10 protein-coding genes are annotated in these 12,622 nt (G+C 39.2%); all 10 read right to left on the bottom strand.

Features of this window, described 5'->3' with window-relative positions; genetic code table 11:
- Positions 1-16 precede the first annotated feature (16 nt).
- Complete coding sequence (locus HXT57_RS03080; RefSeq protein ID WP_421783712.1) at positions 17-697, bottom strand: HAD family hydrolase; 681 nt, start codon at positions 695-697, stop codon at positions 17-19.
- On the bottom strand, positions 681-2,465 hold the full coding sequence (gene recN, locus HXT57_RS03075) for a DNA repair protein RecN (RefSeq protein WP_012914108.1): 1,785 nt from the start codon (positions 2,463-2,465) through the stop codon (positions 681-683). Before recN ends, HXT57_RS03080 begins: the two co-directional genes overlap by 17 nt.
- A 54-nt stretch (positions 2,466-2,519) precedes the next feature.
- On the bottom strand, positions 2,520-3,443 hold the full coding sequence (locus HXT57_RS03070; protein ID WP_012914107.1) for an NAD kinase: 924 nt from the start codon (positions 3,441-3,443) through the stop codon (positions 2,520-2,522).
- A gap of 90 nt (positions 3,444-3,533) precedes the next feature.
- Positions 3,534-4,337 carry a TlyA family RNA methyltransferase gene (locus HXT57_RS03065; protein ID WP_012914106.1) on the bottom strand — a complete coding sequence of 268 codons (804 nt, stop codon included), beginning with the start codon at positions 4,335-4,337 and terminating at the stop codon, positions 3,534-3,536.
- On the bottom strand, positions 4,334-5,434 hold the full coding sequence (locus HXT57_RS03060; RefSeq protein WP_012914105.1) for an HAD-IIA family hydrolase: 1,101 nt from the start codon (positions 5,432-5,434) through the stop codon (positions 4,334-4,336). The genes HXT57_RS03065 and HXT57_RS03060 overlap by 4 nt, the downstream gene beginning before the upstream one ends.
- A gap of 144 nt (positions 5,435-5,578) precedes the next feature.
- A complete protein-coding gene (locus HXT57_RS03055; RefSeq protein WP_012914104.1) occupies positions 5,579-7,210 on the bottom strand; it encodes a hypothetical protein in 1,632 nt (543 codons plus the stop codon).
- A 152-nt stretch (positions 7,211-7,362) separates the two neighbouring features.
- Positions 7,363-8,682: a tyrosine--tRNA ligase gene (tyrS, locus tag HXT57_RS03050; protein ID WP_076002805.1), complete on the bottom strand. Its 1,320-nt coding sequence runs from the start codon at positions 8,680-8,682 to the stop codon at positions 7,363-7,365.
- Between the two features lie 166 nt (positions 8,683-8,848).
- Positions 8,849-10,366, bottom strand: coding sequence for an argininosuccinate lyase (gene argH, locus HXT57_RS03045; protein WP_102155228.1), 1,518 nt, complete (start codon positions 10,364-10,366; stop codon positions 8,849-8,851).
- Positions 10,367-10,404: 38 nt separating this feature from the next.
- Entirely contained in the window at positions 10,405-11,619 is a 1,215-nt protein-coding gene (locus HXT57_RS03040; protein ID WP_119504397.1) for an argininosuccinate synthase, read from the bottom strand.
- 274 nt (positions 11,620-11,893) lie between these two features.
- Positions 11,894-12,433, bottom strand: coding sequence for an arginine repressor (locus tag HXT57_RS03035; protein WP_032842537.1), 540 nt, complete (start codon positions 12,431-12,433; stop codon positions 11,894-11,896).
- Positions 12,434-12,622 lie beyond the last annotated feature (189 nt).

Genomic DNA, 12,622 nt, shown 5'->3' with positions numbered 1-12,622 from the left:
AACCAATAGCATATTTTCAACTTATATCGCTGATTCTTGGAGCGAAAGAAAAATCAGAAAATACTGCTAAGCATTTATTAAACGACGAATCTAAATCAATTTTTACGTTTGAATTATCAACTACCCCACATGTTTGCATACCAGTTTGCTGAGCTGAACATAAAGCTGTAGCAGAATCTTCAAAAACTACACATTTAGCTGGATCTACTTTAAGTTGATTAGCAATATCGATATACGTTTTAGGACTATGCTTACCTTTTTCAGATAAATCTTCTCCAAAATGAATAAAATCAAAACAATTAAAAATGCCAACTCTTTTTAAAGCTGGAATACACAAGCGTTTAGAAAGAGTTGTAACAAGAAAAAGCTTTATACCATTAGAACGCAAATAATACACATATTCATACGCGCCTTTTCTTAGCGGAAGATGATTAGCATAAGCGTCAAAAGCCATATCTGACCACTCCTTCATCAAATCTTCAGGAGCATCAGTAAATCCGTAATTTTTAATAACATATTCTGCAATTTGTCTAGGATTCATTGTTGCAGTCGTATTCGCAAAGATTGAAGGAACGTTCATACCACGTTTCGCAAAACTTACTCGATCAATATCATCCCAAACGCTTAAAGAATCAAGTAATGTGCCGTCAAAATCAAAAATCGCTGCAACAATAGACGAATTATTTTGTAAATCCATCAATGATCTTCCTACTTGCACTCAATAGCTCACGAGCATGTTCTAATGAAGTTTTTGATTCACTTCCATCAAGCATCCTAGCAATCTCTTGCTCACGCATCAAATCATTAAGCTCAATAACAGAAGTATCCGCAACTATAGCAGAAGAACTATTCTCACTATTCTCAACAAGATTTTTTTGTACTGCAAATTGTGCATCTGCAAAAGAAGCAACCTGAGCTAAATGAGTAACAACAATAACTTGAGCATGTTGAGAAAGTTGAGCCAAACGTTTACCGAGTTCTACTGCCGCAACACCACCAACACCAGAATCTACTTCGTCGAAAACAAATGTCATATTTTCTTCGTCGCAATCTGTCAACTTCGCAACAACAAGCTCAATTGCAAGCATAAGCCTACTTAATTCACCACCAGAAGCACTTTTGCTCATCGGCAAATCTGAAGAAGCAGGAAATGGTCGGAACAAAAACTCTACATCATCACATCCGTTAGAATCAAGCGGAATAGAACCAGATAAATCTTCGCAACGCCTATTTACACTGATAATTAATTGAGCACCTGGCATAGCCAAAGAATGTAATTCTTCACTAACTAAAGTGCCAAAATCATGAGCTGCATTTAAACGAGTTTTATATAATTCTTCAGCAAGTTTAAGAGCATCATCATATCGTTGAGCACACTTAGCACGCGCTTTGGCAATAGCTTCAGGAGAATCATCTAAATCTTCAAGTTCAAACTGAGCTTTTTCGGACCAATCAAGTACGTCATCTAATGTTGGACCCCACCTACGAGTTAAATCAGTAAGATCATGAATACGAGAATTTAAATCATCTAAATCTTTTTCACTTACATCGATATCCAACTGTTGAGCAAGCTGCATTACAATATCGTCAAGTTGAGCATGAATATCGTCAAGTTGATTTGCAATAGAATTGAAAGAATCATCTACACGAATATTTCGTAATGCTTGAGAAGCTTTATCTACAAGAAAACAAGCATCTTCAGATGATTCTGAAGCACCATAATCTATTTGACTGGAATCAAGGGATGCGAGCGCAATGCTCACTGCTTTAACAATTTGAGCAGAATTCTCAATTCTTTCTCTTTTTGCACGCAATTCCTTATCTTCATTAGGCAGCGGATTCACATCTCGTATTCTCGCTAACGATTCTCTAAGGTAATCTGCACGTTGTCGCGAAGAAGACGCTTGATTTTCTAGTCGATTACATGTTTCTTTAGCATCTTTCCACGCTTGATACGCACATGCGTATTGCTTAAGTAATTCACTATTTTTAGATACAGTATCAAGCAATTCGCGTTGTTTTGAATTTGTTGCTATACGTAATTGGTCACTTTGTCCATGAATAACTATCAATCGTGAGCATACTTGTTCAAGAACTGTTTTTGGTACTGCGAAACCAGAAATTGTTGCTCTTGAACGACCTTCTTGTGGTACTGTTCTAGAAACATACATATCTGATTTATTTTCGTCATTTTCTGAAGGCTCTAATTCAATACCGGATTTTCCAACAGCATCTACTAATTCACTTGTTTTAGGAATACTAAATATGCCTTGAACCCATGCTTCTTTAGCGTTTGGTGAAATCCTTGCAACTTCTGCTTTGGATCCAGAAATAAGCTTGATAGCACTTAAAAGCATTGACTTTCCAGCGCCTGTTTCGCCCGTAATAGCTGTCATGTGAGACGAAGGAGTAATAAGCGCATGTGAAATTGGCCCAAGATTACGTATTTCTAACTCTTCAAGCACGCTGTACCTCGTTTTATAAATGCTATATTTAATATTATTTTCTACTTAAATAATTCAGTTTAAAGAATTATTATTGTGCTCACGCCATCCAACTATTGGCAAATCAAATTTTGTAACTAAACGCTTCGTAAAAGGAGCACCAGAAAGTCTAGCTAATAATAGGTCATCTTTTGATTGACGAACTTGAATCCTTGACCCTTGAGGAAGAGCGCGCTGTCTTCTACCATCGCAACAAATCCAACCTCCAGAAGACGATTCATTAAGAATATCAATAGTAAAAGTAGAACCGGCACCAATAATTAGAGGACGCGCAAAAAGAGCATGAGCAGCTAATGGCACTAGTTGTAACGCTTCTACATTTGGCCACATGATTGATCCACCTGCTGAAAATGCGTAAGCTGTGGAACCAGTAGGAGTTGAAACTATTACACCATCGCAACCAAAAGATGACATTTCAACATCGTCTACTCGTATTGAAAGTTCTACCATTCGACCTCTGTCTTCGCGATCAAGAGTTATATCGTTCAACGCCCAATCACTTAAAGGCTTACTTTCGCCAGGAAGCCACACATCTACATGAGCTTCCATTCTCCTGTCAATAGTGTAATCCTTGTTTGCAATCCTACGAATAGCATCATTAATTTGAAAACTTTCAAATTCTGCCAAAAAACCAACATGACCAAGATTTATGCCGATAATTGGAACAGTAGTACAATGCACTAACTCAGCAGCCTGAAGCATGGTGCCATCTCCCCCAAGCACCACAACTATTTCCGTATTTTCATCAACTATACGAGTAGTTTTTTTAGCAAAATCAGACACAGAAGCACTGTTGAATACGTCAACAACGAATCCAGCTTTAATAAGTTGAGTCTTGACTTGATTTACCACATCACTATGAACATCGATTCTAGCGTGAGTAACTACAAGAGCACGACGAGCCGACGAAGCGGAATTAGTATCGAAATGTTCCTGCATATACAGCCCCTTCGTACTGTTTAAACACAACTACTACTATTGTAATTGTTAGGATACATATTGAAAAATGCTAAACATTCAATAATTAACTTACTTCTCGTAACGCGCATAAAGAAGATACTCCGTATTGCCATGCGTTCCTTCAATAGGAGATTCGCAAGAGGAGATAACCTTTAGACCGTTTTGATTTGCACAACTTTTTATTGTTTCTAAAGCTTTAATTCTTAAAGTCTCGTCAGTTACTATTCCACCTTTTCCAAGGTTTCCTTTTCCTACTTCAAATTGCGGCTTAACTAAAAGCACAATATCTGCATGCAATTGAGCTATTCTAGAAATTACTGGAATAACAAACGTTAGAGAAATAAAAGAAACATCCGAAACTATAAGATTTGGCTTATATGGCAAGTTCTCTTCGTACACATCTCGAATATTTACGCCACTCATTTCAATTACATGTGAATTGTTAGCTATTTTTGGATGCAATTGACCATGACCAACATCTAAAGCTATTACAGAATGAACACCTCTTTGCAAAAGAACGTCGCAAAAACCACCCGTTGATGCACCTATATCTAGAGCTTTAGTTGATTTGGAAGTAGTTAAACCATTTTTAGAAAACGCTTCGAAAGCACCTTCTAACTTAAGTGCTCCACGAGAAACGTATCTAATACAAGATTGCGTATTTTTTGATTCGTCGATTGTTATTGTATGTGAATTGTTTACTAAAAATGAGGATTTCGTAATATTTCGATTGTCAACACTCACTACGCCAGCACGAATTAAACGTTGAGCAGTTGTCCTACTTTCTGCTAAACCACGATTAACCAAAGCGCAATCTAAGCGTTGTGAAATATTGCTATTTGAAAGTTTACTTAAATCCTCATTCAAAGTCATAAGGAAAACTCCGGAAGAGTATAATTTTCCATATTTTCACCGCAATCTTGCAAGCTCCATGCCAGCGCGCAAGCAGCTCTTAAAGCATTGCAATCGTTAGTGTTATTAACTTCAATAATATTATTATTCACAACTCTTGCTATAGCATCTTCACAAGTAAAAGTACTACCGTTAACGCGTTCAGGAGCGTTATGAGATTCGTTTAATCCTCGCAAGTCTTTAGAAACAAAACTTGGACGCAAATGTTTTGGCGCAAGCATAAGCATGCGAGGATCTGTAACTCCAGTAAGAACAAGTAATGAAGCATAGCCTCCTCTTGTTCCAGCCTCAATATCAGTATCTAAACGATCTCCAACTGCTAATGAATGTTCAATACTAATTACAGGATTCCCATACTCGTCTTTTTCAGTGTATTCTTCACATTCAGAATCATCATGCTTAGCATTAGCAGCAACCAAAAACCTTGCTTCATCATACATTGCAGATTCTGGTTTTCCAGCAGACGAAATAGGCTCTACACCCGTAGCATTAATAACAGCTTGAATCATGGAACCGCATCCAGGAGCAATACCATGCTCTCTTGGAATAGTTAAGTCGCGGTTAGTAACGAAATATTTTGCACCATGCTCAACAGCGAAAGAAACTTCCGCCATTTCTTGCCAAGTCATTTGAGGATACCAGCCTTGAATAACAGCTTTAGGATTATCTTCGCACGAATCTACGAGTTGTAATCCTACGCGTTGCACTTCTTGACGCAAATGTTCAGCGCCGAGAACAAGAACTTTGGATCCTTTCTCAACATTGCGAGCTACCATCCTTGCTGCAACAACAGAAGACGTTATAATCTGCCATGGTTCTACTTTTAAGCCAAAACTTTCCAGTTGTTTTGCAACAACAGATTGGAAACGCGAAGAATTATTAGTTGTGTATTCAATTGCCATTCCATTTTTTTGCGCAAACAAAATGGAATCAGACGCATATTCAACAGCATTTCCACCACGATATACAACACCATCTAAATCAAGCAGTGCTAAACGAAATGCATCGCTTAACGGACGATTACATGAAGAAAAATTCTTTTTCGTTTCAACTTGCATACTATACCTCATTTAAGTTTGCTAAACACTGCACTTAATTTAGATTCAAATTTTTCAAATATATTTTATAAATATCAACTCTCAAAGCAGCAAGTGCCCGGCTTACTTAAAAGCAGCCGGGCGCAAATATTCAAATGTTACGAACTACTCTTCGTCAGCGTGAACAGCACTCATCTCGATTGTATCCGTATTATCCGCATTCTCAGAGTTACTTGTCTCTTCTGAGTCTTCTAAATCTTCAGAATCTTCAGTTGCTTCAGATTCTTCATCAGCATATTCATCAGATTCTTCATCAGGAGCAAATTGAGCATCATCTTCACTCATGCCAATTTCATCCATCATGTCATCATTCAAATGCTCTAAATCATAGTCGATAACAATATCATCAGGATTTATATCTTCGTCATCAACATCAGCATACTGTTGCTCAAGCTTATCAAGCAAAGACTCTAATTCAATTGCTTCGTCACTACGCCCGGCTTCTTCCAAGAAGTATTGTTCTGCTTGAACTGCACGCATACGATACTCCCCAGGAAGACCCTTTGAACGACCCATTGCATGAACCAATTCAATAGCCTTATCAGCATGACCAGTATCAGCCAAAACACCTGCATAAACGAGGAACATTTCGGCTTTTACTTCTCCCCTTAAGGTTTTTGCTTCATCTGACATGCAAATTTCTAAAGCCTTATCTAGATTTCCCATACCGCGCTCGCAATCGGCAATAAATGGCAAATAATCAAGGTAACCATTCATTCGCATTGCAGTGCGGAATTCCTTAGAAGCAAGCTTGTAATCGCCCTGACGATAGGCCACAAAAGCTAAAGTTTCGCGAGCAAAATCAATACGAGAAGCTTGCTTAGCAGCCCACTTTGCATGTTCTAATGCAAGTTCAGGATTTTCTTCTTGCAAAGTATAAGCTGCAAGAATATGAAGACCAATATTTTCAGCATGCTCCTTTGAAAGACCGCGCAAACGCTCGCGATCTTCTTTAGAAAGCATTGCCCATTCCAAACCTTTTGGCATCTTAGGTTCACCAGGGCGACGTGCTGTATAAGGATTTTGAGATGGATAAGAAACAGTTCCGTCAGAATTGCGGCGTGGACCATCTTCAAAGCGGAAGTTACTACGCGAATTTGTGCTACGATTATCTCTGCGATCGTCACGACGATCAAAACGACGCTCATTATCTCTGCGCTCATCGCGACGATCGTCTCTGCGGTCATCACGGAAGCCACCCTTAGAGCCTTTATGGAAATCTTTATGGAAATCGCCATTGCTATGGTTCTCACGACGATTATCCCTGCGATCGTCACGATGATTAAAACGATGTTCACCATCAAACTTCTTGTAGCGTGGGTTGCCACCTTCTTCACCAGAATGTTCAAAATCTCTAGAGCGACGGTCATCGCGACAATCATCTATACGATCAAAATGACGGTTACGATCAAAGCGACGATCATTATCGCGATTCTCTGAGCGGAATCCGTCCTTCTTAAAACCATTCTTCTTAAAACCACCGCGACGGTCATCTTTACGATCGTCATGACGGTTAAAACGACGATCACCATCACGCTTTACGCCAGAGTGGAAGCTCTCTTCACGGTCATCATCATTACGGCGGAAACCACCCTTCTTAAAACCGCCTTTATGGAAACCATCCTTATGGAAACCACCGCGACGCTCGCTACTTTTACCACCATTGCGATGACCAAATCCACCACGTTCACCAAAAGATTTCTTACCACTCCGCGAGTGTTCGCGTTCTTCGCCCATTCTGGCATACCTCTCATCTATGTGCAATTTTATTACAAAATCACATTTTAATTATATTCATAAAACAACTAAACATCTGCTGAAGCAAGCTATAGCATACATCAAGCAGCAAGCTTACAACAGATGTATTTTTAATAAATCACAAACATTTATTAAGCGCGCTCTACGGCACCGATAGCTTTCTTGCCACGGCGAAGCAAAGCGAAACGACCGTGCAAGAAAGAGCCCTCACTTAACACATCGTCGACACCACTTACACGTTCATTATTCAGATACAAACCGCCTGCTTCAATAGCACGACGAGCTTCAGAAACAGTGCGGAACAGACCAGCGGCAACTGCAGCCTCAACAACACGATCTGCAACTTTAGCCTTAGCGAAATCTAAACTACCGTCTTCAGCCTTAACCTTAACGCCATCTAAAGCAGCTTCAAGAGTCTGCTCATCAATATTGCAAAGATCACCACGTCCAAACAAAGCGGAAGAAGCTTCAATAGCCTGGTTTGTTAAATCTTCACCGTGAACGAAACTTGTAACTTCCCACGCAAGCACGCGCTGAGCTTCACGACTTCCAGGATCATCCTGAATTTGCTGAGCTAAACGCTCAATTTCATCTTTTGGCAAGAAAGTGAACACCTTAAGCAACTTAACAACTTCATCATCAGGCTGATTGAACCAGAACTGGTAGAAGCGATAAGGGCTAAGCATAGAAGGATCAAGCCACATGGCATTACCTTCTGACTTACCAAACTTACGACCTTGATTATCTGTAATAATCGGGCTAGTAAACACGTTTACGGATGTGCCACGAACCTTACGAATCAAATCCATGCCGGAAGTGAGATTACCCCACTGATCCGAACCGCCAAGTTGCAAAGTTACGTTGTAATTATCAAACAAGTACAAGAAGTCGTTGCCTTGCAAAACTTGATAGCTAAACTCAGCAAAAGAAATACCTTCATCGGAATTTAAGCGACGAGCCACAATATCCTTAGAAAGCATTGTGCCAACACGGAAATTCTTACCAACATCACGCAAGAAGTCGATAGCAGACATCTTAGAAACCCAGTCGTAATTGCTGACAAAACGAACAGGATTTTCACCATCAAGAGGCAAAATTCTGCCAATCTGCTTACGCAAACGTTCAGCCCAGCCAGCCACAATATCCTTAGAATTAAGAGTGCGTTCTCCGCTTTGACGAGGGTCACCAATCAAACCAGTGGCACCACCAACTAAAGCAATAGGATGATGACCTGCAGCCTGCAAGTGACGCATATTAATAAGCTGTACAAGATTACCAATATGCAATGAAGCAGCAGTAGGATCGTAACCGCAATAATACGTTAATGGTTCTCCGTCAAGCGCTTGAGCAAGCTGCTGCTCATCAGTAGATTGTGAAATTAATCCACGCCACTTAAGCTCTTCAAACAAAGAAGCAAAACCTGCTTCCTTGTAGTTCCTGACCTGAGCCATTCGTATCTCCTTAATACAGAATACCGATAAATATCGGGCGCTTTGCGCGTCCACAAGCCTTTCAATTTTTGCAGCACATGACGACACGCATAATAAAAAAGTGCCAAATATCATAAAGTACAATATTTGGCACTATAACGTGACAGCTAATAATCTAATTTTAAAATTATTTTATAGGCGAGATATAAGCAGAGCCATCACTTTTCGAATTTGCAAATTTATAATAATTATCCATTGCGTTTTCAGTCTCTACAATTTGCTCTTTAACTCGCACGAAGGCTGTACCACCACGACCGCATCTGGCAGATACAGATCCAGCACTAGACAATATTGTTCTAATATTCGCAATTTCTGCGCTATCAACAAAACCGCTTAGAATATTTGAAAAATCATCATCGCTTAAATCAGCAAGATCTCCCCCAATTTCCTCAGCTCGCTTTACACACAAACCAGATAAAGTATGAGCATTACGGAATGGAACACCCTTTTTTACAAGCCATTCTGCAATATCTGTAGCAAGAGCGAAACCAGTAGAAGACTGTTCATAAAGTCTATTTAAATCAAATTTCATAGTTTCTACCATTCCAGCAAAAGCTGGAAGAAGCACTTCTAAAGTGTCAATTTGATCAAAAACAGCTTCTTTATCTTCTTGCAAATCGCGAGCATAAGCAGTAGGAAGACCTTTAAGAGTTGCCATTAAACCAGTTAAATCGCCTATTAATCTACCAGCTTTACCGCGAGCAAGTTCAGCAATATCTGGATTCTTTTTTTGAGGCATAATCGATGAGCCAGTTGAATAAGCATCATCTAAACGAACAAATGCAAATTCTTGAGTATTCCAAATAATAATTTCTTCACTTAATCGTGATATATCAACGCCAATCATTGCTGCGATGAATGAAAATTCTGCGACTAAGTCTCTACTTGCAGTTGCGTCTATAGAATTAGCGCAAACTTTAGAAAAACCAAGCTCTTTAGCTACTTCTTCTGGATTAAGACCAAGAGTATTGCCTGCCAAAGCTCCTGCTCCATAAGGGCTTTCATCTGCACGCAAATCCCAATCTATGAAGCGATTTACATCTCGTAAAAGCGGCCAAACATGTGCCATTAACTGATGCGCAAGCAAAATTGGTTGAGCATGTTGCATGTGAGTGCGACCCGGCATCACTGCGTCTTTTGCATTTTTTGATTGATTCAGCAACGCTTGGCAAACTGACAACAATAATGATGCAATAACGCGCGCATGCCTACGCAAAAACATACGTATTAAAGCTGCAATTTGATCATTCCTAGATCGACCTGCACGAAGCTTTCCACCAAGCTCATTTCCAGCAATTTCAAGTAAACCGCGCTCTAATGCTGTAGCTTCATCTTCATCTTCCTCAATGGGTGCAAAAGTTTCATCATCTACACGCTTTTGCAATTCATCTAATGCACAAGATAAATCAGCATACTCTTTTTCGTTAAGAAGACCTGCACGATGCAACGCATGCGCATGAGCTCTAGAACCAGCAATATCATCATCCGCTAATCGCCAATCAAATTGTGTGGACTTGCTTAGTTTCGCCAGCTCTGCTGAAGGACCTGAACTAAATCGTCCACCCCACAATGCAATAGGGTGATTAGTATTATTACTTTCATTATTTTCTAGTTCTGCGGCTGCTACTTTTGTTGCATCGTGCATAGTTTATTACCTTTATATCTTTTTATATATATATCGTATTAGTTGTTGTTTGCAACGCGCATATCTCTTGCTGCTGCAACCTTGCTAGACAATCCGTAGATTTCAATGAATCCATTGGAAGCACGCTGATCAAATGTATCTGAAGAATCATACGTTGCTAAATTAAAGTCATACAATGATTCCTCAGAACGACGTCCAGTAACTACAGCTTTGCCAGCATACATAGTCATTCGAATCTCTCCAGAAACATGCTCTTGAGTTTCATTAATAAATGCGTTAAGAGAACGCACAACTGGAGAGAACCACTGACCATCATAGACAAATTCAGCCCACTTTTTATCAAGAGCACGCTTTAACCTATGCTGCTCACGCTCCAGGCAGCAATTTTCAAGCTCTTGGTGTGCAACAATTAAAGCTTGAGCACCTGGAACTTCGTACAATTCACGAGATTTAATTCCTACAAGACGATCTTCAATAATATCGATTCGTCCAATTCCTTGCGCTCCAGCTCTTGCATTCATTTCTTCAATTGCTTGCAAAGGCGTTACACTATGACCGTCAATTGCGACTGGAATACCTTTTTCAAAAGTAATTCTAACTTCATCCGGTTCTTGAGATTCAAGAGGATTTTGCGTATAAGAATAGCACTCTTCAGTCGGAGCATTCCATGGATCTTCTAGGAAACCGGTTTCAATTGCACGACCCCACACGTTTTGGTCAATCGAATATGGGCTTTTCTTGCTTTGTTCAATTGGAAGCTTGTGCTCATTAGCGAATTCTATTTCAACATCACGAGTAAGTGACAAGTCTCGAATTGGGCTAATAGCTTTTAATTCTGGATCCAAAGATTGGATTGCAACTTCAAAACGAACCTGATCGTTTCCTTTGCCGGTGCAACCATGCGCAATTGTGTCTGCATCAAATTGATGAGCTGCATTCACTAAGTGGCGAGTAATCAAAGGCCTAGAAAGAGCAGAAACCAATGGATACACGTCTTCATACATTGCGTTAGCTTTTAATGCAAGCATGCAATAGTTATCTGCGAATTCTTCGCGAGCATCGACAACATATGCTTCAACTGCACCACAAGCCAAAGCACGATTCTTAATTACTTCAAGCGCTTCACCGCCTTGACCAACATTTAGCGACACAGCTACAACGTCTTGACCTGTTTGCTCTTTAAGGTATGGAATTGCTACCGAAGTATCGAGGCCACCTGAATACGCCAAGACAATACGTTTTTTATTAGTCATTGTGACCTCCCAGGTCATGTATTGAATAAATAAACAATAAAGAGCATATTATACATCTAAAATAAAATCAACAGATGCGCCAAAAAATTATTATATTTTTATCATCTTCGAAGAGTTATTATAAAATATAAAAAATATATCAATTATAGTTATACATGTAAAAACGCGCGCAGCTCAACAATGCACTGCACGCGTATAAATCTTTTCGTTACTGCAAAATTATTTTTTAATACAATATTTAATTAAATAGCCACAATATTTTTTAATAAATTGTTTAACGAGAAGCTACTGAAAGCATCCAATTTGCTCGATTTTCAGCTTCTTCATTTGAAACGCAAACCATAATAACTGTATCATCTCCAGCAACTGATCCTAAAATACCTTTCAAAGGCTGACGATCTATAACACTTGCAACATATTGTGCAGCGCCTGATGGAGTGTGAATAACAACAATATTATTTGCATGTCCAACTTCAGTGACAAGACCTGCTAAAGTGCGAGCAACTTGCTGATCAATTCGCACAGTATCCATAGCATGACGATTGCCAGTACCATCGCCAAGCACATACGCAATCCTGCCATCCGTCAATCGAATTTTAACGGCATTTAACTCATCTAAATCTCGGCTCAAAGTAGCTTGAGTAACATTAAAACCATGACGCGCCAACACTTTAGCGAGTTGAGATTGAGAAGTAATCACTTCTGCCAGTAACGCTTGTTCAATAGCGTTTAAACGCGCTGCTTTTGTTGCAGGACGTTGCTGTTTTATTGACACTTCGTTATTTGATTCTGCATCCGTTTCTGGATTCATCATAATTTTATCAAAACCTTTCATAAACATATTTTCAATTAAATATATACGAATATATGTATACATATCTACATGCATAAAAAAATTATTTATGTGTTCTTCGTCACACATATCTATTATGCATGAAAATGCTATATTTTATTTAAAAAATAGATGTTACTTTACATAAAAAGAAAAAGAGTTAATAATACA

This window comes from Gardnerella sp. KA00771 (genome assembly GCF_049244045.1).
GTDB classification, from domain to species: domain Bacteria; phylum Actinomycetota; class Actinomycetes; order Actinomycetales; family Bifidobacteriaceae; genus Bifidobacterium; species Bifidobacterium swidsinskii.
Note: the sequence above shows the minus strand (reverse complement) of the source record. Positions and strands in the feature narration are given on the sequence as shown.